Annotated in this window: 20 protein-coding genes and 2 other annotated features; of the genes, 6 read left to right on the forward strand and 14 right to left on the reverse strand. The window is 41.0% G+C overall.

Annotated features, from left to right (window positions below; translation table 11 throughout):
- Nucleotides 1-59 precede the first annotated feature (59 nt).
- The 13 genes from ACYVQZ_RS05240 to ezrA all read right to left on the reverse strand — a co-directional run bounded on the left by ACYVQZ_RS05240 (nucleotide 60) and on the right by ezrA (nucleotide 15,426).
- Nucleotides 60-902 carry an amino acid ABC transporter substrate-binding protein gene (locus ACYVQZ_RS05240; RefSeq protein ID WP_461240354.1) on the reverse strand — a complete coding sequence of 281 codons (843 nt, stop codon included), beginning with the start codon at nucleotides 900-902 and terminating at the stop codon, nucleotides 60-62.
- Between the two features lie 21 nt (nucleotides 903-923).
- On the reverse strand, nucleotides 924-1,577 hold the full coding sequence (locus ACYVQZ_RS05245; protein WP_461240355.1) for an amino acid ABC transporter ATP-binding protein: 654 nt from the start codon (nucleotides 1,575-1,577) through the stop codon (nucleotides 924-926).
- Between the two features lie 15 nt (nucleotides 1,578-1,592).
- A complete protein-coding gene (locus tag ACYVQZ_RS05250) occupies nucleotides 1,593-2,240 on the reverse strand; it encodes an amino acid ABC transporter permease (protein WP_461240356.1) in 648 nt (215 codons plus the stop codon).
- 191 nt (nucleotides 2,241-2,431) lie between these two features.
- Nucleotides 2,432-2,661 (reverse strand) — a binding site (T-box leader).
- A gap of 69 nt (nucleotides 2,662-2,730) precedes the next feature.
- Nucleotides 2,731-3,267 carry a rod shape-determining protein MreD gene (gene mreD / locus ACYVQZ_RS05255; RefSeq protein ID WP_461240357.1) on the reverse strand — a complete coding sequence of 179 codons (537 nt, stop codon included), beginning with the start codon at nucleotides 3,265-3,267 and terminating at the stop codon, nucleotides 2,731-2,733.
- 10 nt (nucleotides 3,268-3,277) lie between these two features.
- A complete protein-coding gene (mreC, locus tag ACYVQZ_RS05260) occupies nucleotides 3,278-4,129 on the reverse strand; it encodes a rod shape-determining protein MreC (RefSeq protein WP_461240358.1) in 852 nt (283 codons plus the stop codon).
- Between the two features lie 97 nt (nucleotides 4,130-4,226).
- A complete protein-coding gene (locus tag ACYVQZ_RS05265) occupies nucleotides 4,227-5,231 on the reverse strand; it encodes a rod shape-determining protein (RefSeq protein WP_461240359.1) in 1,005 nt (334 codons plus the stop codon).
- A gap of 162 nt (nucleotides 5,232-5,393) precedes the next feature.
- Nucleotides 5,394-6,047: a JAB domain-containing protein gene (locus tag ACYVQZ_RS05270; RefSeq protein WP_461240360.1), complete on the reverse strand. Its 654-nt coding sequence runs from the start codon at nucleotides 6,045-6,047 to the stop codon at nucleotides 5,394-5,396.
- A gap of 40 nt (nucleotides 6,048-6,087) precedes the next feature.
- A complete protein-coding gene (locus ACYVQZ_RS05275; protein WP_461240361.1) occupies nucleotides 6,088-7,407 on the reverse strand; it encodes a bifunctional folylpolyglutamate synthase/dihydrofolate synthase in 1,320 nt (439 codons plus the stop codon).
- Between the two features lie 63 nt (nucleotides 7,408-7,470).
- Nucleotides 7,471-10,128, reverse strand: a complete 2,658-nt coding sequence (locus tag ACYVQZ_RS05280) for a valine--tRNA ligase (RefSeq protein WP_461240362.1) — start codon at nucleotides 10,126-10,128, stop codon at nucleotides 7,471-7,473.
- 54 nt (nucleotides 10,129-10,182) lie between these two features.
- Nucleotides 10,183-10,393, reverse strand: a binding site (T-box leader).
- 27 nt (nucleotides 10,394-10,420) lie between these two features.
- Nucleotides 10,421-10,927, reverse strand: coding sequence for a thiol peroxidase (gene tpx / locus ACYVQZ_RS05285; RefSeq protein WP_461240363.1), 507 nt, complete (start codon nucleotides 10,925-10,927; stop codon nucleotides 10,421-10,423).
- A gap of 241 nt (nucleotides 10,928-11,168) precedes the next feature.
- Nucleotides 11,169-12,386, reverse strand: a complete 1,218-nt coding sequence (gene thiI, locus ACYVQZ_RS05290; protein WP_461240364.1) for a tRNA uracil 4-sulfurtransferase ThiI — start codon at nucleotides 12,384-12,386, stop codon at nucleotides 11,169-11,171.
- An 18-nt stretch (nucleotides 12,387-12,404) separates the two neighbouring features.
- On the reverse strand, nucleotides 12,405-13,553 hold the full coding sequence (locus ACYVQZ_RS05295; RefSeq protein ID WP_461240365.1) for a cysteine desulfurase family protein: 1,149 nt from the start codon (nucleotides 13,551-13,553) through the stop codon (nucleotides 12,405-12,407).
- Between the two features lie 175 nt (nucleotides 13,554-13,728).
- Entirely contained in the window at nucleotides 13,729-15,426 is a 1,698-nt protein-coding gene (gene ezrA / locus ACYVQZ_RS05300) for a septation ring formation regulator EzrA (RefSeq protein WP_461240366.1), read from the reverse strand.
- A gap of 157 nt (nucleotides 15,427-15,583) precedes the next feature.
- Here ezrA and ACYVQZ_RS05305 point away from each other — a divergent pair, with 157 nt between their 5' ends.
- Both ACYVQZ_RS05305 and rpsD read left to right on the forward strand, forming a co-directional pair.
- Nucleotides 15,584-16,045: a GAF domain-containing protein gene (locus ACYVQZ_RS05305; RefSeq protein WP_461240367.1), complete on the forward strand. Its 462-nt coding sequence runs from the start codon at nucleotides 15,584-15,586 to the stop codon at nucleotides 16,043-16,045.
- 194 nt (nucleotides 16,046-16,239) lie between these two features.
- Complete coding sequence (gene rpsD, locus ACYVQZ_RS05310) at nucleotides 16,240-16,851, forward strand: 30S ribosomal protein S4 (RefSeq protein WP_461240368.1); 612 nt, start codon at nucleotides 16,240-16,242, stop codon at nucleotides 16,849-16,851.
- A gap of 37 nt (nucleotides 16,852-16,888) precedes the next feature.
- Here the strand turns inward: rpsD and ACYVQZ_RS05315 are convergent, their stop codons facing one another.
- Complete coding sequence (locus ACYVQZ_RS05315) at nucleotides 16,889-17,491, reverse strand: DUF1054 family protein (RefSeq protein WP_461240369.1); 603 nt, start codon at nucleotides 17,489-17,491, stop codon at nucleotides 16,889-16,891.
- Nucleotides 17,492-17,563: 72 nt separating this feature from the next.
- Between ACYVQZ_RS05315 and ACYVQZ_RS05320 the strand changes: the two genes are divergently transcribed.
- The 4 genes from ACYVQZ_RS05320 (at nucleotide 17,564) to ACYVQZ_RS05335 (ending at nucleotide 20,521) form a co-directional block, all read left to right on the forward strand.
- Nucleotides 17,564-18,016 carry a YueI family protein gene (locus ACYVQZ_RS05320; protein WP_461240370.1) on the forward strand — a complete coding sequence of 151 codons (453 nt, stop codon included), beginning with the start codon at nucleotides 17,564-17,566 and terminating at the stop codon, nucleotides 18,014-18,016.
- Nucleotides 18,017-18,039: 23 nt separating this feature from the next.
- Nucleotides 18,040-19,344: a replication-associated recombination protein A gene (locus tag ACYVQZ_RS05325; protein WP_461240371.1), complete on the forward strand. Its 1,305-nt coding sequence runs from the start codon at nucleotides 18,040-18,042 to the stop codon at nucleotides 19,342-19,344.
- Between the two features lie 331 nt (nucleotides 19,345-19,675).
- Nucleotides 19,676-19,963 carry a hypothetical protein gene (locus ACYVQZ_RS05330; protein WP_461240372.1) on the forward strand — a complete coding sequence of 96 codons (288 nt, stop codon included), beginning with the start codon at nucleotides 19,676-19,678 and terminating at the stop codon, nucleotides 19,961-19,963.
- A 75-nt stretch (nucleotides 19,964-20,038) separates the two neighbouring features.
- Nucleotides 20,039-20,521, forward strand: a complete 483-nt coding sequence (locus ACYVQZ_RS05335) for a universal stress protein (protein ID WP_461240373.1) — start codon at nucleotides 20,039-20,041, stop codon at nucleotides 20,519-20,521.
- The last annotated feature ends 30 nt before the right edge of the window (nucleotides 20,522-20,551 follow it).

Consider the following 20,551-nt stretch of genomic DNA (forward strand, 5'->3'; position numbering starts at 1 on the left):
CGCTCCTTAATTAACTAATGGTACTAGCATACCAATCCTGGTTAATTTTGTCACGATTGTTAAGGCTTACCAAGGTAATTACTTGGGACACCAAACCACTTTTCGTTAATCTTTTTTAGTTGACCATCTTTTTGCAATTTAGCTAATCCTTGATCAATCTTTTTCTTCAGTGTTGTGTCACCATTGCGCATCCCAACGGCGAAATCTTCTGACGGAATCTTGTTGGTAATATAAGTGGAATATTCATTACCATCGGGTTGGTGTTTAATGTAATATTGCGCATAAACTTTATCCATCAAAACCCCTTGAATTCGGTCAGCATTCAAATCAATAAAGGCTTCTGGAAAGGTATCATATAAAATGGCCTTTTTATCCTTAATCTTATTCTTAAGCAATCCTGGTTTTTCATCCAACACTGCTTGTCCAGTCGAACCATTTTGAACACCTAGTGCTTTACCGGTCATACCGTCAAAGTTTTTAATATTGCTTGATTTCTTGGTAACCAAAATTTGTTGGTTACGTTGATAAGCGCGACTAAATAATAATTTCTTTTGTCGTGCCGGGGTCATCGTGTACCCATTCCAAATCACGTCAATTGTACCGTTGCGTAATTCAGTTTCTTTCATTGACCAGTCAATCGTTTGGAAGTCAACTTTAATGCCATATTGCTTGAAAACGGCCTTTGGTAAATCAACATCATAGCCCACTAATTGACCGTTTTTCTTACGAAAGCCCATTGGTACAAAACTATCATCTAGTCCAATGATCACTTTCTTGCGCTTCAAGATCCGTGCCCACGTGTCTTGTGTATCAGCCTTTTTAGAAACATTCGTACAACCTGACAAGGTAAACAACGGTACTATTAAGACTAATAAGAGAAACCAAATTTTAAATTTCTTCATATAACAGTATCCTCCGTTTTCCTAGTTATTGGTCGTACTTTGTTCTAATGAACTGACTTCAAAAATATCATCAGCGATATTTTTGGCGAAATCCATATCATGGGTAACCACTAATTGGGTCATCCCTTTTTGTTTCAATCCTAAAATTAAGTTTTCAACTTCTTTTCTTAAGTTAGGGTCAAGTGCACTAGTTGGTTCGTCATAACATAAAATCTTAGGTTCCATGGCTAATGCTCGCGCAATGGCGACCCGTTGTTTTTGACCACCTGATAATTGATAAGGATATAACTCACCTTTACCTTCAAGTCCCAATTGATCTAACAATCTTTCAGCATCAGCTCGTGCTTCTTGTTTTGATTTTTTTAACACCATTGTGGGTGCCAAAGTAATGTTAGCGAACACTGATAAGTGTGGAAATAAGTTAAAATCTTGGAAAACAACCCCAATGACGCTTTCCGAAGTATCAGTCGCACGTGGATCAAAAGTTTTGCCATCAATGATGAATTGACCCGAATCAGCTTTTTCTAAACCAGTGATGCAGCGTAACAATGTTGTTTTACCAGCACCGGAAGGACCAACAATGCTTAAAATTTCTTGATCTTTCACAGTGAGGTTAATGTCTTTTAAAATTTCCCGTGTTCCAAAACTCTTTTTTAAGTTTTTAATTTCTAACATCGCAATCTCTCCCAATTATTTATAGTATGAAAAACGTTGTTCCACTTTGCGGAGTCCGTATGTGCAAATGGCAATCATGATCAGGTAAATCACACCAACCAAGACCAGTGGTACTAGTGAAACATCTCGTGATGTGGCCACGTTACCAGCACGTAAGAGATCACCTAACCCAATGACATAAACTAATGATGAATCCTTAACCAGGTTAATGACTTCGTTACCAACTGATGGTAAAACAATCTTTGATACTTGGGGGATCACGATTTTACGAATGGTTTGCCAGTAGCTCAACCGTAGCACTCGAGCACTTTCATACTGGCCGTTATCAATGGATTGAAGACCACCACGGAAAATTTCACCGAAGTAAGCGGCGTAATTTAAAATGAATGCAAAGACCGCGGCATCATAACGTTCAAATACGATTCCAACTAGTGGTAACCCATAAAAGACGAAAATTAATTGCAATAACAATGGGGTTCCACGCATTAACCAAACGTAGATATCTAAGATCCAACGAATGATTTTAATGTTTGACGTTAGTCCCAAACTGACGATAATACCAAGTGGTAATGATCCTAACAAGGTCCAAAAGAACAGCTGCAAGGTTAACCCTGCTCCTTGGAATAGTGATGGTAGTATTTCTGAAATATAGTTAAACGACATGTGCCAACCTCCTAATTTTTTTCAGTAAACAAAAAAGTCCTCTTAGTTTCTGTTTCGAAACTAAGAGGACGTCGCAACGTGGTTCCACCTCAATTTGCATCTTTCTCTCAAAAGATACCTCAATAAGATTAATCAACAAGCCTATTTAATAATGGTTGGAAACAAAAAACCTCTAGCTGTCTGGACGACAACTAGAGGGCGATTTACGCGGTTCCACCTCATTATCACTAATCTCTCACGAGATCAGTCTCAATAAGTTTATTCATTAAACTTGCTGCGGTAACGGGCGGCCCGGGTTTTCCTACTCAAGTTCAGAAAACCAACTCACAGATGTGATTCAAGAAAAATCAGTGCTTCATTCTCACCACCAGAAGCTCTCTGAACCTGTAAAATTCTTTACTAGTCTGTTCACTGTTTTTATGTTGAAAACAATACTAACCTACATTCAAATTTCTGTCAACACTAATTATTAAAAAAGTATGAGAAATTTTTAAGCACGCTTAGCAACCCGGTATTTATCGAATAGTGCGCGAATTGGGAAGTACAAAATAACCAAAAAGATTAAATTTAAAGCTAAGGTTGGCGCCAAATCATACAACAAAAAGTTGGCAAAGTTAGCTTTCATCACACCCGTGGCGGCGTATGCGATAAAATTCAAAAACTCAAACATCGCAATATCAATAAAGAAAATCATCAAAACGCTTAAAAACGTAGTTGGAAAATATTGCGCGATGAGTTTTGTCAGCCAGACAATCAAAGGGTATAGAAACATGAATAATCCTAAAATGCTTGAATAATACACATCACATAAGACACCGACGGCCACCGAAAACCCATAAATTGGAATGTGGACATCTTCTTCAAAAAAGCAAGCTAACACTAGCCATAACACAATTAAGTGACTCACCATTGCATATGGATAGCTGAACAAAAAGCCGCTAAACACTTTGCTAACCGAGCCATCTAAAACAAACATGACAAACAAGCCAATGGGAAACACAAATCTCAATCGCGATAATCGATACATATTCCCACCTCTATTTGTTTAATTCTGCAATGGTGACAATGTTGACATCATTGTAGTTGGCAGCTGGTTTGATATAGATCTTACGGGCTAGCCCGTAATCATCTTTGGCCACGCGGCTAACTTTTCCAACATACAAGCCCTTTGGTGTCACACCACCCATACCACTAGTGATAACTTTGGTTTTCTTCGCAATTTTCACTTTGGAAGTGACTTGACCCATAATCAGTTCACCAGTCGCCTTATCATAGCCAGTAATAATACCATTGACGGATTGGCCATTACTGTTGGTAATTTGAATGGCAAAACGATTAGTAGCGTCATTACTGTTACTGAGCAGTTCCACTTTACTATTCGTCTTGTTCACTTCGGCAATGCGGCCGACCAAACCTGCACCAGACAACACAGGCATATTTTTAGTAATGCCTGACGTTTGGCCTTTATTAATGGTCAGTTGATCTTGCCACGCTGACGGCGTTCGGGTCATGACAGAAGCCGTGACCGTTGTATAATCAGTTAGTGAATTATTCAATTTCAATTGCTTTTTTAATTGTTGATTTTCATGAGCAAGTGTTTGATCTCTGACCTTGGCCTGTGCGAGTTCACTCACTTGTTTTTTCAATAATTGATTTTCCTGGTACGCGTTCATTAATTCAGTTACGGAATCAAATCCACCAGAAACAGAATTGACTGGATAAGCAATGACAGTGCTGGCAAAACCAACAATATCATTACCAAACTGTTGAATTAATGGTGGTGTGGCTTTTTTGTTGCGCAGCGCAACTGAGCCACCCATTAAACCAAAACACACGATGAGTGCCACGATAATTAGGACTAATCGTCGATTTGAAAAGAACTTTTGCATGCTGATCCTCCACTGCAGTTTGTACCAAATCAATGGGGCTGACCAAAACAATCGTTTTTTTCAGCCCCGTTTTCATGATTTTAAATGCTAACTAATCTTATTTTTTCTTCATAACATCGATACTCTTCAAAGATTCACCGGTTCCGATTGCGACACAATCTAATGGTTCTGACGCAATGAACACTGGCACTTTGGTAGCATCTGCAATTACTTCTGGTAAGTGCTTCAAGAGAGCACCACCACCAGTTAAGACAATCCCGTGGTCGATCACATCAGCAGCAATTTCTGGTGATGTTTCTTCCAAGGTTTCTTTAATTGCCCCGATAATTTCAGTTACAACATCTTGTAACGCTTTAGCAACGTCAACTGCTGAAACTTCGATTGTCTTTGGCAGACCAGTCACTAAGTCACGACCACGTACTTCTGTACTGCCCATTTCCTTAGCAAATTCTTCTGAAGCAGAACCCACGTCCATTTTCAGTTTTTCAGCTGTTCGTTCTCCGATTAAGAGATTCATATTTTGGCGCACATAGTAGACGATGGCTTCATCCATCTTATCACCGGCGAGGCGAATTGAACGACTTGAAACAATCCCACCAAGTGAAATGGTTGCCACGTCAGTAGTTCCCCCACCAATATCAACGACCATGCTACCGGTTGGATCCATAACTGGTAGACCGGCACCAATCGCAGCGGCAAATGGTTCTTCGATGACATATGCATCACGAGCACCGGCAACACGGGTTGCATCGATGACAGCGCGCTTTTCAACTTCTGTAACGCCACTTGGTACACAAACCATGACAAAAGGCTTCCCACCATTTTTGCCTAATGCCTTTTCAATATAATATTTCATCATTGCAACAGTCGTATCATAATCAGCAATAACACCGTCTTTCATGGGGCGAATCGCCACAATACTTGATGGGGTTCTACCGATCATTTCACGTGCTGCAGATCCAACTGAAACAACGGCTCCAGTTTTTGTGTTTTTAGCCACAACTGATGGTTCTCTTAAAACGATTCCTTTTCCGTCAATGTAAACAATGGTATTTGCGGTACCAAGGTCAATTCCAATGTTTTTATTACCGAGTCCTAGCAAAGTATTTCTTCCCTTCATTAAGCAAATTATTAATTCACTGCAATAATATTGATATTATAGCATAGACATTTCGATAGTTCACTTATCTTTTGAATTTAAGAATAAACTAGTTTCGGCGATTTATTAAGTGCTAAGTGAGAATTTAACCAATCCTTTACCGAATCAGTTGTTCGATGGTTCAATCAATTGCGTTTCGCGCATACTCAAGTAATCATTGTGCCCAACAATAAAACTATCCAATAATTCGATACCTAACAACTCACCACATTCGGCTAACCGTTTCGAAAATTCTAAATCATTTTCCGACGGTTCAACCGAGCCGCTAGGATGGTTATGCATCACAATCACGGCTTGTGCTCGTTTTTCTAAAGCAATCGCAAAAATTTCTCGTGGATGAACCGGGCACGTTGTTAATGTCCCTGTAAAAACCACTTGTTGACTGATAATGCGGTGCTTAACATCCACACATAGTAGGCATAGATTTTCTTGTAAGTCATTTTGAAATTGTTCAACTAAAATCTCACCAATCTGCTGGCTATTTAACACTTTGCCAATCGTTGGCCGCGGTGCGTTAGCCGTGCGGATTCCTAACTCAATGCCCATCATTAAGGACTGCACTGCGGCTGGTTGTTCTTGCAAAAACGTCTGTTTTGTTTCTTGACTAGCCGTCTTGTAATCGCCTAATGTCGGGAACCAATTAATAAAATTAACCGCAAGTTCCTCAGCGTCTGCTACTTGTAGTGATGCAAAAAATTGATTAATTAATTCAAAATCATCAAACTGGTTTAAATTTAGTTTTGTTGGTGTGAAATCCATATCATCATCCCTCTCGTTAATTAACTACGAGAAATGATGACTAATCTACAAAATAATGTCGCACATCTGAAATAAAATATAATGAACCAGTAAATAAAATCATATCGTCAGCTGAAACTTCACTGACCGTTTGTGCTAACGCCGTTTGCCAATTTTCAATGGCCGTCATCTGCTGACGTTGTTTGTGATGAGCTAACAATTCCGTCACACTGGCTGACGGTCGGGCATTACTAGGCCCCGCAAAAGTCGTCAAAATTAAATGGACATTTGGCAACTTCAACAATTCATCGACCATTTCTGCAAATTGTTTATCAGCTAAAATCGCTAAAATAATATAAATTTGCGTATGCGCATACTTGTCTTTTAATAGTTGTGTCAGCGCTTGAATGGCCGAAACATTATGGGCACCATCGATGACGACCAACGGTTCTTGATTTAAAATTTCAAAACGTCCTGGCCAAGTTGCTTGCTGGATGCCTGTTTTCAAATCAGCCACATTAATCGGAATCGCGTTCAATTCTTGATAAGTCAAAAAAGCCGTTAACGCTGTCGTCGCATTATCAATTTGAAATTCACCATCTAAGTGTGTTTCAAATTCAACGATATGATCTAACGTCACACCTTGATAGGTAAAGCGTTCCGAATTTGACTGCGTGGCTGGTTTTTCGACCACTTGATAATCGCGATCACGTTCAATTAGACGTGCCTGTTGATCATGCGCTGTTTGACGCACTACGGCCAACGGCTCATCGCCGAGTTTGCCGACCACTACTGGCACTTCCGGTTTAATGATTCCTGCTTTTTGACTCGCAATCTCAGTCAGTGTGTTCCCTAATAATTTCATATGATCAAACGCAACCGTTGTAATCACACTCACTTTTGGCGTAATGATATTGGTGGAATCAAACAAGCCACCAATTCCAACTTCAACAAGCACAATATCTGGTTTCACCTGAGCAAAATAGGTAAACATAATTGCGGTAACAATTTCAAATTCAGTGGGCCCACCTTCTGGCAAGTTTTGATCTAGTTCATCAACAGCATCCTTAACTTGACGCGTTATCGTCACTAATTGCTCATCGGCAATTGGATCCCCATTTAAACTAATGCGCTCGTTAAAACGCGTCAAAAAAGGTGACGTAAACGTGCCGACAGTCTGGCCAGTCGCTTGAAATAATGACCGTAAAAACGCAACCGTTGAGCCTTTGCCATTGGTCCCAGCAACGTGAATCATCGTCAACTCATTTTGCGGATTGCCAAGCAACTGCATCAATTTACGCATTCGGGTTAGGGTCGGAATTTTTTTAAACTTCGTACGACCGTGAATAAATTTTAATGCTTCTTCATATGTTTCAATCATGTTTCCCCTCCAAAAAAAGAATGCAGCAAAACGAGCGTTTTGTCTACATTCTTTTTAGGATACTTAGGCGTTTTTAAGTGATGCCAAACGCTGATTAGCAGCCTCTAATTTTTGTTCCCATTGTTCTTTTTTAGCGCGTTCTTCATCAACCACCGCATCAGGGGCGTTGGCGACGAAGCGTTCGTTGCCCAATTTCTTTTCAGAACGTTGCACTTCTTGTGCTAGTTTTGCAACTTCTTTTTCGAGGCGCGCTTGTTCTTCTTTTAAATCAACCAATTCAGCCATTGGAATGTAGACTTCAGCACCAGTTAAAATACCGCTCATTGCGAGCTTAGGCGCTTGAATATCTGGGCCAATGTTTAATTCTGATGAGTGACAGAAGCGTTCAATGTATTCCGTATTACTTTCAAACACATCTTTCAACTTCGTGTCATCCGTTTTAATCAAAATATCAACTGGTTTAGAAAGTGGTGCGCCGGCTTCATTACGGATATTACGAACCGCTTTGATAAGTTCAATCAAACTGTTCATTTGATCCGCAGCCTCTTGATTATTGAACTCATCATGGGTCACAGGATAAGCGGCATTAACCAGTGATTTACCACTATGTGGCATCGTGAGCCATAGTTTTTCAGTCACAAATGGCATGATTGGGTGCATTAACCGGAGCGTTTGATCCAAAACGTAACCCAAAATGTTTTGGGTGTCGATTTGTTGTTGTTCATCCCCACTAGTCAACTTCTCTTTGGACATTTCAATGTACCAATCACAAAAATCATTCCAAATGAAGTTATATAATGCACGGCCAGCTTCACCAAATTCAAACTTATCAAACAAGCGTGTCACTTGTTCAATGGTTTGATTGAGTTGGTTCAAAATGTACTTGTCTGCTAAATCAAAGTGAGATGCATCTGGTAATTTTGGTGTATCGATCTTATCGAGGTTCATGATAACGTAACGACTGGCGTTCCAAATCTTATTAATAAAGTTCCAAGCTGAATCCATCTTGGTGTAACTAAAGCGAACATCCTGACCAGGCGTTGAGCCGGTTGATAAGAACCAACGTAAGGCGTCAGCACCATATTTTTCAATAACGTCCATTGGGTCAATCCCATTACCCAATGATTTACTCATCTTACGACCTTGTTCATCACGAATTAAACCGTGAATGAGCACGTTTTTGAATGGGCGCCGACCCGTAAATTCAGTACTTTGGAACATCATCCGCGCAACCCAGAAGAAGATAATATCATAGCCAGTAACTAAGGTATCGGTTGGGAAGTAGCGTTTGAAGTCATCAGCATCAGTGTCGGGCCAACCCATGGTTGAAAATGGCCACAAGGCACTTGAGAACCAAGTATCAAGCACGTCAGATTCTTGGGTCCAGTTTTCGGGATCCTTAGGCGCTTCCATGCCAACATAGACTTCACCAGTGTTCTTATGATACCAAGCTGGGATTTGATGACCCCACCAAAGTTGTCGTGAAATAACCCAGTCATGAATGTTTTCCATCCATTGCGTAAAGGTATTTTCAAAACGTGGTGGAACAAAGTCAACGCGATCATCAGTATCTTGTTTAGCCAAAGCAGCTTTAGCTAGTGGTTCCATCTTAACGAACCATTGTGTTGATAAACGGGCTTCAACTTGAACTCCGGTCCGTTCTGAATGACCAACAGAGTGAACAATTGGTTCTTCACTAATCAAATAACCTTGTTCGTCGAGGTCTTTAACCATCGCTTTACGCGCTTCAAAACGATCCATGCCGTTATATTTACCGGCATTTTCGTTCATCGAAGCATCTTCATTCATGGTGTTAATGCGTGGTAAGTCATGCCGATTACCCACTTGAAAGTCATTAGGGTCATGCGCTGGGGTAATCTTCACCATTCCAGTTCCAAAGTCTGGGGTAACGTATTCGTCAGTGATGATTTCGACTTCCCGATCAACGAGTGGTACGAGTACTTTTTTACCAACTAAGTCTTTATAACGCTTGTCACTTGGATGAACGGCAATTGCCACATCACCAAACATGGTTTCTGGTCGAGTTGTGGCGATTTCAATATAGTCCTTGCCATCAAATGTTGTCCCATCTGTAAATGGATACTTAACGTGGTAGAAGGCCCCTTTGTCGTCTTCATGGATAACTTCGATGTCAGACAACGCTGTTCTTGCTTGTGGATCCCAGTTAATTATGTATTCACCACGATAAATGAGTCCTTTATTATACAGGTCCACAAACACTTTGCGTACAGCCTTACTCAAGCCTTCGTCTAGGGTAAACCGTTCGCGATCATAGTCGAGAGATAAGCCTAATTTAGCCCATTGTTGATGAATAATATCAGCGTATTCGTCTTTCCATTCCCAAACTTGGTCCACAAACTTCTCACGACCTAAATCATAGCGGGAAATGCCTTGGTCACGCAGACGCGCTTCCACTTTAGCTTGGGTGGCAATACCGGCGTGGTCCATGCCGGGTAACCATAATGTGTCAAAGCCTTGCATTCTTTTTTGGCGAATAATCATATCTTGCAAGGTGGTATCCCATGCATGGCCTAAATGTAGTTTTCCAGTAACATTTGGTGGTGGGATAACGATGGAATATGGATGTGCTTTTTTGTCGCCACTTGGTTTAAATTCACCATCATCAAGCCAAGTTTGATAACGACCACTTTCAACTGCTTGAGGATCGTATTTGGTCGACATGTCAATTTCTTTTGTCATTATGGTTCTCCTTTCAATTTGCGTTATGAGAATAAAAAAAATCGTCCTATTGAAAAATAGGACGATTGCTCGCGGTACCACCTAAATTGAGCCAGATTGGCTCCACTTAAATCATTGGTAACGGAATGTCTCCGGATTTTTCTACTAAAGTTCAAAAAATCTGCTCGCAAGCTACTTTCATTAACCTGATGCGAAAGATCTTTCAGTTAAACGATCTTTTTTCTAAACACGTCAGATTAATTACTCTCTTGTTCAACGCTTATTGGTCTAAATAATAGTCAATCACGACCAGTTAGTCAAGGCTTCCTGTCAATTTTTTCAATTTATTGATAGCCGCCAAATAGTTAGGTTCGTGAACTTGTTCTTCGACGATTTGACGATAAATAATTTCGCCGTTCTCGTCGACAATGTACACACTACGAGCTAACAAGCCGGTTTGCGGAATTAATAATTTCATCTCATAGCCAAATGATTCTTCTTTATCAGACATCATTTCCATTTGTTCAACCCCTTCAGCCGCACACCAAGCAGCTTGTTCAGCGGGTGTGTTGGTTGAAACAGTAATGAATCGAACATCTTTAAATTGATCCATGGTTTTGTTAAATTTGCGAGTTTGTAAACTGCAAATGCGGGTATTAATGTCTGGTACCACACTAATGACTAATGGTTTACCAATTAATTCTCTAGTTTTAACACGTTGATCCTGCGCATTAAACACCTTAAAGTGCGGTAATTGTTCGCCAACCTCAGGTGGGTTGCCAACCAATTGTTCAACTTCTCCATCTCTTGTAACTTCCACGATGTTCGACTCCTTTCGCTAACCAAAGCGCTTTGAATTGTATTTAAATTACAACACTTAGTTTGTGAATGCAAGTTAAATATTAGGGGTTTGTGCGAGGTGTCGAATCTATGATTTTTGCTTAGGACTGTTCCGAAAGCCAGGTTCCTGCGCTTAACCCAAATAAAGGCATAGTCACAAACCCTGTGACTATGCCTTTATTTACGTTAATGCTCAGAACCTAAGCGGCTTTCTCCACACACTATAGTAACTCTGCAAAAACGTCTTCCTGGGTATTCAAAAATTCTTCTCCAGCTCTAATTTCAGTAATTTCAACACCATCCAAAGCACGTTGCATTAAGTCTTCGATATCTAACCGCGCTTCATATAATCTGGTTCTTTCTAAGTTTGGTTTGGTCTTCGGACTTGGTGGGGCAAAAATGGTACAACAGTCTTCAAATGGCAGGATTGATAGTTCATACGTATCAATATCTTTAGCAATTTTGATGATTTCGGTTTTATCTAATGACACAACCGGGCGCAAAATTGGTAACGTTGTGACGTCATTAATGGCGACCATACTTTCCATCGTTTGTGAGGCCACTTGACCTAATGATTCGCCATTAAAAATGGCCAGACCATGGCGTTTGATTGCTAATGCTGCCGTTAAACGCAACATCATGCGGCGTTGCACCGTCATCAAATAACCTTCGGGCACCTTTTCTTTAACGGTCTCTTGAATCTCGGTAAATGGTACTTGTAAGAAACGAATGCTGCCACTGAATTGCGCCAATTTACCAGTTAATTCCTTAGCCTTCGCTAAGGCTTGTTGGCTGGTGTATGGTGGACTGAAGAAATGCACCATTTCCATGGAAACACCACGTTTCATCCCCAGATATCCAGCAACTGGTGAATCAATACCACCAGATAACATCAACATTCCTTTACCAGCAGTGCCAACAGGTAAGCCCCCGGCCCCGTCAATGGTTTCGCTTGATAAGAAAATGCCGTTGCTACGGATTTCAACACGAATCACCAATTGGGGATTGTGAACGTCAACACTGAGATCATCAAATTCATCTAAGAGATAACCACCTAACTCTGTGTTCATTTGGTTGGTATCCATTGGATAATTGTGATCCGAACGACGCGTGTTAATTTTAAAAGTCATATTGGGCTGTAATTGTTCAGCCACCATTTGCTTAGCAGCCGCTTTAACAGCGTTAAATGTACGCTCAACTTGGATCGATGGTGAAAAGTTTTGAATACCAAACACCATTTTCAGGCGTTTCATCACGTCATCACTATTGGCCCCGTTTAAACTCACGTGGAGGCGATCACGATTGGCAGCCACTTTGACTTCTGGAAAGCTGTGAAGTGCTTTGCGGACGTTGGAGCCGAGCCGATCGATAAAACTCTTGCGGTTGTGGCCCTTGGTAGATAATTCACCGTAGCGCACCATAATTTCACTATATTGCATGTTATTGGCCTCCCTTCTTTAGGCGGTAATTTTTTTAAATTCTTGGTATAACTGATCAAACACTTGGTTGAATTGTTTAGCTTCAGCCAGTGTATTTTTATCGGATAAGCTAATTCGGACTGCACTGGTTGACACATTTTCTGGCACGTTCATGGCAGTTAAAGTGCTCGAAGCCAGGTGCTTTTTAGATGAGCAGGCACTAGTTGTCGAAATATAAATATCATGTTCTTCAAAGGCGTGGACAATCGTTTCACCACGCACACCAACAATGGCAAAGCATAAGATATGAGGCGCAAAGCCATCAGTGTCTTGCGAGAATACTTGAACGTTGTCAAAGTCCTTAACATGATTGTAAATGGCTTCTTTAATCTGACGTTCGCGCTTCACGTTAGCTTGCTCGTTGTCTAATAACAACCGCAACGCCTTAGCCATCGCCGCAATTGCTGGCAGATTTTCAGTTCCACTCCGAAGGTTACGTTCTTGACCACCACCTGTTAACAATGGCGCCAATTTACGCCCTTGCTTGGCATACATAAAGCCGATGCCGCGGGGTGCATGAAATTTATGACCCGAGAAAGTCACAAAATCTACGCGATCATTAAAGATCAACGATTGAATGCCTTTGCCAATGCCTTGCACGGCATCAATGTGGTAATGAATCTTTGGATAGTCTTTCAAGACATCTGCCACTTCTTGTAGTGGTTGAATCGTCCCAATTTCATTATTCACTGCCATGACAGACACTAAAATCGTATCCGGTCTGATGGCTGCTTTTAAAGCATCAATTGAAATTCGGCCTTCGTCATCCACTGGTAAATAAGTGATGTCATAACCTAACTGGGCTAATTGTTCCATTGAATTATGAATTGCTGGATGCTCAACGGCTGTGGTAATAAGATGTTTGCCAAAGGCCCGCTTTTCGATCGCAGTTCCCTTTGTAACCCAGTTGTCGCCTTCCGTGCCGCCACTGGTAAATAAAATCTCACTTTGATTCACGCCTAAGAGTGTCGCGATTTGTTTGCGAGATTGTTCCAGTAAATTCCAGGCCGCTTCACCAAAATTGTGCAAACTAGAGGGGTTGCCCCAAATTTGCTGGCTGACTTTTTGGTAGGTATCTAATACTTCTGGTAGCGCTTGTGTCGTAGCACTATTGTCAAAATAAATCATATTTGTCCTTCTTTTCGTAGCAGGCGCCTACAGATGAGTACGCCAACCTGCAAGATTATGTTTTTAATGGGGATAGAACCATTAAAAACTAGTTCGACTCGATTAAACAGCGCTCCCATTATAGCAGATTCCTATCTATTTAAAAACAAAAAAAGCGTGACCGTAGTCACACTTTTTATCGGGTTGCATAGTAGCTATCTTCTAGACGCTTATAAGAACCTGGTTCAACTTTGTCTAAAACAGTGGCAATCGTTTCTAAACTACCTGAATAATTGAAATCGTGATTGAATAATTCTTGCGCTTTTTTCGCTGCACTATCAACTTGTTCGTTGTCATCACGGTAGCGGTTGGCATATTGGAGCAACCGTTCGGCTAATTGCGAGCTATCTCTTAAATCAGCTGTTTTTTCTTGGAGGGTTTCCAAATCAGCTTGGACAATTAATAATTGCTTTGTAATTTCTTCCAAATTAATCTTAATGCGATTAATATCATGATCCAGCTTTTTAATCTCATCGCTGACCACAAAGAAATAATCCATGTATGACTTTGGAATACCAGGTAAATTCAAACTTTCAACCTGGCGTTTGATGTTACGCATTTCGTTAGCAAAACGCTTCAACGTTTCTTTAGCGCGCACTTCATCATTATGCAAATCCGCCACGCTATCATTGATCTCGGTTTGTTGTTTTTCAATCTGGGTCAATGATTCTTTGGAATCTTGTAAATGGGCCAACACTTGGCTATCAATCGCCGTATGATTATGTGTGGCAGTGACATCAGTCTGATAAATGTGTTCAATTTGCTTGATTTGTTCAGTCAAACCACGGGCTGTTTCCAGTTCACCATGATCCAGTGTGTAGTTTTGGCTGAGTCGGTCAAGTTCAATCAATAGTTCATGATTTTGGTTTTGCGCATGCACAATAAACTTAGAAATCTCATCAACTAAGCTTGCCACTTGAGGACGGGCATCGATTTCTTTTTGCATGACATCATATAAATGGTCAATTTGGCGTTCAATATTTGCTTGCGCTTTTTGAACTGTTTCAATTTCTAGCTCAGCGAGTTTGGTCAACGTTTCAGTGCGTTGCTTATCAATGTTAGCGATTTGAGTGGGAATATCAGCATCGGCAAATTGATAATCTTCGCTATTCAGTTGTTGATAACCGCTTTGTAGTTCTTGTAATTGTTCTGGATATTGGACGTCCAAGACTTCATACAATTTTGGTACGGTGTTAATCACTTGTTCCAAATGGGTGGTATTTTTCTCAAGTTCTACTAACACAGTTTGGGCTGTGACGTGGTCGCCTTGAGATGTCAGCGTGCTAAATTTATCAAATTCATCTTCCAGTTTGGACAATGAGTCTTCCAACTGGTCAATACTCGGGCCAAACTTGAAGTTTTCGGATAGTAACTTTTTTCGTAATCCTTGGTACTTCTTTTCCAGTTTTAAAACGGCCTGGCGATGTTGATCGTCAATTTTTTGCAGTTCACTTAACGACTCACGGGTATGGTTAACAATGCGGTTAGCGTCATTAACTAAACTTTCAAGTTTTTGCAAGTCTTGACGGACCTTAACAAAGTTAATGCCCCGGGCTTCCAACCGAATTTCATCAGCAAGTTGGTCAATGGCTTTGAACAGATTATCATCAACTTGTGCGTAATCAGCTTGCAGCTGTTTAAACTCGTCTAATGATTCACCGGTCAAGCTCATTTTGGCTCCATCAGCAAGCTTTTGTTCAACATGCATCCCCACCAGCTTTTGCTTCAAGGCCTGCAAATCGTTTACTTTATTGATGGTCGAGTGTTGAAAGAAGTACAACCCCACCGCAATTACGATTGCTATTACAATTATCCCAATTAACACGTGCAACATGAATCTATCCCACCCTCAATGACTAACGTCAATTACTTTTCATTGCTTTTTGATTAAAATACTATTAAAATCAATCTTATTTAAAATTATAACATAGTAAATATTGGTCAACACCAGATTTAATTAAGTCTTAACCAATTCAAAGGAGATTTTTCACATGGCAGACACCTCACTACTCAATCAGCAACTTGACGCCCTACTTTTTGAAGAACCAAATCGCGTGGCAAACCTATCTAACGCCTCCGCCTTATTGATGCAAAGCGTTGATGATATTAACTGGGCCGGCTTTTACCTATATAATGATGAAACCGATCAATTAGACCTTGGTCCATTTCAAGGAAAAGTCGCCTGCATGCATATCAAAAATGGTGAAGGTGTTTGTGGCACGGCTTTAAAAGCAAACAAAGTTACCCGCGTGGATAACGTCCATGAATTTCCTGGTCACATTGCTTGTGACAGTGATTCAAATGCTGAAATTGTCGTTCCAATTTACAATGATAAAAATCAACCTTACGGTGTCCTTGATATTGATTCTACTTCATTAAATCGCTTTGATGAAAGTCATGAACAAGAATTTCAAGGCTTTGTTGATATTTTGAAACAACATATTGACTTGTAGACCCTAATCGCGATATACTAGCGGTTGTGTAAAATAATGCAGCAGTGAGTGGTAAGCTCGTCAACAGATTGATGCCTGAATGGTTCAACAAGTAACCGCGGCTGCGTAGGTGAACGTTGCAGACCGATCTGCACGAATACCGAGCTCACATCGGATTATTTTACTCCAAAACTATTTTATTGGAGGACTTTCATATGTCTCGTTATACAGGACCAAGCTGGCGCATTTCACGTCGTCTTGGCGTTTCACTTTCAGGAACTGGTAAAGAATTAGCTCGTCGCCCTTACGCCCCTGGTGATCATGGTCGTGACCGTCGTAGCAAACTCTCAGAATACGGTACACAATTACGTGAAAAGCAAAAGCTACGTATGATGTATGGTATGACAGAACGTCAATTTGCTAACTTGTTCGTTCGTGCCGGCAAGATTAAAGATGGTACCCACGGTGCTAACTTTATGGCTTTACTCGAACGTCGTCTTGACAACGTTGTTTACCGTTTAGGTTTAGCAACGACTCGTCGTCAAGCACGTCAACTTGTTAACCACGGTCACATCACCGTTGATGGCAAGCGCGTTGATATTCCTTCATACGAAGTTACAGTAGGACAAGTCATCAGTGTTCGCGAAAAATCAAAGAACCTTGTGATTATCCAAGCTGCTGTTGAAGCAGTTGTTGGTCGTCCTTCATACGTTGAATTCGATGCTGACAAGCTTGAAGGTAAGTTAACTCGTATTCCAGAACGTGAAGACATGGATGCAGACATTGACGAATCATTAATCGTTGAATACTACAACCAATTAATCTAATTTCGAAACTAAAAAAGCTGACTGCGGTCAGCTTTTTTTATTGCAATTGATTCCACTTTTGATAAATGGGTAACAGGTCAATCACTGTTTGTTGAATCACATCATTTTGTTGATCATCACTAAAGAAACTGTCTCCTGCTAGCCACACACGCCCAATCAAAAATTCGCTGGTGCGTTTTGTTTGGTAGTTTTCCACTAATTGTTGCCGGTGATCGGCAGTATTAGTCACCACTCGTTTGTCAGTGTGATTAGGTGACAACACATATTCAGCCGGTAACTGGGCCACCAACGGCTGAGATGTCATCAATGGTTGCACCAACTGCGGCAAAGCTTTACTTTGTTCCAGCAACGACAACCAAATAAAGAACCGATCATCCCAAAAGCCAATTTCAAAATGGGGATCTTTTTTATACCCGCGCTTATTCGGTCCAAACGCAATCCATGTATTCACCGGTGGATTGACACTCCGCCGAGCGTGTTTGGCAATGTGGGGATAAACGGTTAGGTCGTGTTGCTCAAATACCAGCTGCAACAATCCATCAACGGCTACAAACTTAGGATTCAGTTCAGCACGAATTTTGGCCATTCGACCGGTCAACGTCTGGTCTTTAAAAATATCAAAATCACTTTGAGTAAACATTAAAGCCCTTCTTTTATCATCAGATTATATTCATGGTATAATATTTAGTACTACATTGAAAGGAAACTAACTATGTCTGAAGAGCAAAATCAAATGGATCAACACATGCAAAGTGCCATGTATGGCACCCCTGAAGTCAATCCAGATGAACAACGTAAATACCTAGGGACTTTTCGTGAACGAGTTAGTTTAACCATCACGGTGGGTCAGCTCAAAAGCCAAGACTGGCAAGCGGCCTTTAAACAAGAAATTACCACTAACCCCAATTACATTGCGATTTTTAATGGCAATATTGGAAGTTCGTTGATTAAACCGTATATGCATCTTGCCACCACGCAGGGTGTTAATTTCACACTTAAAACGGATCCCAAATATCGTGTTTCTGATGATAATTTTGGTGTCGTGGTCACGGCTAAAACGGCCATTCACGTTTCACCAGTTGATGTCGCTAAAAAGTATCCGGCACCGATTGCCGATACAACAACCACACCCAAAAAATCCTTTTGGCAAAAATTGTTTAAGTAATTTCGTCACGATTGGAGATTATCATGCAACAACCCTTAGCTTATAGAATGCGTCCGACCACGCTAGATGAAGTTGTCGGTCAACAGCACCTGGTTGGGCCTGGCAAAATTATAAATCGCATGGTGTCAGCCAAGATGCTGTCATCGATGATTTTATATGGCCCCCCTGGCACTGGTAAAACGAGTATCGCTAGTGCGATTGCCGGTTCAACCAAGTATGCTTTTCGCATGCTGAATGCCGCCACCGATTCCAAAAAAGATTTACAAATCGTCGCCGAAGAAGCCAAGATGAGTGGTACCGTCATTTTGCTACTCGATGAAATTCATCGGCTCGATAAAACGAAACAAGACTTTTTATTACCCCATTTGGAAAGTGGCCGCATCATTTTAATCGGTGCCACTACTGAAAATCCATATATTTCAATTAACCCAGCCATTCGCAGTCGGACGCAAATCTTTGAAGTCAAACCACTGACTGAAGATGATATGAAAGTGGCTGTCAACCGAGCCCTGACTGATAAAGAAAAAGGTCTCGGCGACATGTCAATTGATTTGAAAGACAATGCCCTCTTACAACTCGTGCGGGCTACTAATGGCGATTTACGTAGCGCCTTAAACGGGCTTGAATTAGCTGCCAAATCTACCCCACCTTCTAAAAACGGTAAAATTGAACTGACGTTGCCGATCATTGAAGAAAGTATTCAACATAAAGCATTGTCTGCAGATAAAGATGGTGACGCCCATTATGACGTTATTTCTGCCTTTCAAAAATCGATTCGTGGTAGTGACGTCAATGCGGCCCTGCATTATCTGGCGCGCCTAGTAGAATCTGGCGACATGCCCATCATCACACGGCGCCTAATGGTAATTGCCTATGAGGATATCGGCATGGCCAACTTACCGGCTGCGGCCCGGGTAACCGATGCCGTCTTTGCGGCAGAAAAACTCGGGTTCCCCGAAGCGCGCATTCCACTGGCCGACGCCGTGATTGAACTATGTCTGTCACCGAAGTCTAATTCGGGTATGATGGCCATTGACCGCGCAATTGCCGATGTGCGCAAAGGTGGCTTTGGCGATGTGCCAGCTCACCTGAAAGATGCGCACTACGCCGGTGCTGAAAAACTTGGTCATGGTACCGAGTACAAGTATCCTCATAATTTCCCTAATGACTGGGTCGCTCAGCAATATTTGCCTGATAATATCAAAAACGCCGAGTACTACCAACCCAAGGAAAATGGCCGTTTTGAGCAAGCACTGGCCAAGCAGTATGAACAACTGGAACGCGCTCAACGTGATAACGCTTCCAATCCTGATAAATCAAATAGTTAAAACAATTGCAGGATTGACAATTTCGTGCTACCATAATTGTAAGAAATTCTTAGGTGTACGCATTGTTCATACTAACAGTTTTGCCTTACAGTCTTACTACATTGGGGCTAAGTATTGTTTAGGTGGATAACAAGCCTTATCTTTTGGTAGTTAGCAAGCCTAACGTCATGTCCCACCTGTCTATAAATACAGGTCAACACTGAAGAACGATTAACGGCACCAGTTGAGTTTCTTTAATAGAAAAGTAACGGGGTTGTATGTGGCTTTAGCCATGTACAATCTCTTTTTTTATCGTATAATGAAAGCTCATCATACCTTTTGGAGGATTTACATGTTACTCACTATTTTAGTCGTTTTATTTGCTGCAATTGCGCTTTTTATCGGCGGCTTCTTATTCACCCACCGACAAAAACCCTTTTTAATGTTTCAACCCCAGACCTCACCATCACTGTCTAAAGCAGTCACCTTTTGGGGTGTTGAAATGTTACTCGTTGGGATTGCCAGCCTGATCAGTGCCTTTATGTCATCGACCATTTTTATCGTTAGTTGCATCGTGATTGGCTGTTTATCAGGCACCTTACTAGCGATCACATTGATGACATTTATTAAATTAAATTAATTTATTCTGCTTTCTTTGTGTTTTGTCGCGAAATAACGTAAAATAAAGTTATAAAGATAGTAAGGGGGAATCAATATGTTACAACAATACCAACACATCTTAGTGCCAGTTGATGGTTCTAAAGAAGCCGAATTAGCTTTTGAAAAAGCCGTTGCCGTTGCTAAACGAAATGGTGAAGAAACAGAGCTACGCTTAGTACACGTTGTCGATACCCGCGCTTTTCAAAACATTTCCAGTTTCGATACCTCAATGGTTGAACAAGTTACAGAAACTGCGAAGAAAACATTAGATAAATACGTTGATCAAGCCAAAGAACAAGGCTTGAAAAATGTGAACTACACCATTGAATACGGTGCACCAAAGACAATTATCGCTCGCGACGTGCCAAACGATATGCATGCTGATCTGATTATGATCGGGGCTACTGGTTTGAACGCTGTTGAACGTCTATTGATTGGTTCTGTAACAGAATATGTTACCCGTATGGCAATTTGTGACGTCTTGGTTGTCCGTACTGACCTTGATAACAAGCCAATTCCATTGAAGAAGAAAAAATAAACATCATACGAAAAGCGATCTGGAAAACTT

The sequence above is a fragment of the Paucilactobacillus salsurae genome (assembly GCF_054784995.1).

Bases quoted from the DNA above. Each gene is read 5' to 3' on its own strand.
- ACYVQZ_RS05240 (WP_461240354.1), bottom strand. From the start codon at position 902: ATGAAGAAATTTAAAATTTGGTTTCTCTTATTAGTCTTAATAGTACCG.
- ACYVQZ_RS05245 (WP_461240355.1), bottom strand. From the start codon at position 1,577: ATGTTAGAAATTAAAAACTTAAAAAAGAGTTTTGGAACACGGGAAATT.
- ACYVQZ_RS05250 (WP_461240356.1), bottom strand. From the start codon at position 2,240: ATGTCGTTTAACTATATTTCAGAAATACTACCATCACTATTCCAAGGA.
- mreD (WP_461240357.1), bottom strand. From the start codon at position 3,267: ATGTATCGATTATCGCGATTGAGATTTGTGTTTCCCATTGGCTTGTTT.
- mreC (WP_461240358.1), bottom strand. From the start codon at position 4,129: ATGCAAAAGTTCTTTTCAAATCGACGATTAGTCCTAATTATCGTGGCA.
- ACYVQZ_RS05270 (WP_461240360.1), bottom strand. From the start codon at position 6,047: ATGGATTTCACACCAACAAAACTAAATTTAAACCAGTTTGATGATTTT.
- ACYVQZ_RS05275 (WP_461240361.1), bottom strand. From the start codon at position 7,407: ATGATTGAAACATATGAAGAAGCATTAAAATTTATTCACGGTCGTACG.
- ACYVQZ_RS05280 (WP_461240362.1), bottom strand. From the start codon at position 10,128: ATGACAAAAGAAATTGACATGTCGACCAAATACGATCCTCAAGCAGTT.
- thiI (WP_461240364.1), bottom strand. From the start codon at position 12,386: ATGCAATATAGTGAAATTATGGTGCGCTACGGTGAATTATCTACCAAG.
- ACYVQZ_RS05295 (WP_461240365.1), bottom strand. From the start codon at position 13,553: ATGATTTATTTTGACAATAGTGCTACGACACAAGCGCTACCAGAAGTA.
- ezrA (WP_461240366.1), bottom strand. From the start codon at position 15,426: ATGTTGCACGTGTTAATTGGGATAATTGTAATAGCAATCGTAATTGCG.
- ACYVQZ_RS05305 (WP_461240367.1), top strand. From the start codon at position 15,584: ATGGCAGACACCTCACTACTCAATCAGCAACTTGACGCCCTACTTTTT.
- rpsD (WP_461240368.1), top strand. From the start codon at position 16,240: ATGTCTCGTTATACAGGACCAAGCTGGCGCATTTCACGTCGTCTTGGC.
- ACYVQZ_RS05315 (WP_461240369.1), bottom strand. From the start codon at position 17,491: ATGTTTACTCAAAGTGATTTTGATATTTTTAAAGACCAGACGTTGACC.
- ACYVQZ_RS05320 (WP_461240370.1), top strand. From the start codon at position 17,564: ATGTCTGAAGAGCAAAATCAAATGGATCAACACATGCAAAGTGCCATG.
- ACYVQZ_RS05325 (WP_461240371.1), top strand. From the start codon at position 18,040: ATGCAACAACCCTTAGCTTATAGAATGCGTCCGACCACGCTAGATGAA.
- ACYVQZ_RS05330 (WP_461240372.1), top strand. From the start codon at position 19,676: ATGTTACTCACTATTTTAGTCGTTTTATTTGCTGCAATTGCGCTTTTT.
- ACYVQZ_RS05335 (WP_461240373.1), top strand. From the start codon at position 20,039: ATGTTACAACAATACCAACACATCTTAGTGCCAGTTGATGGTTCTAAA.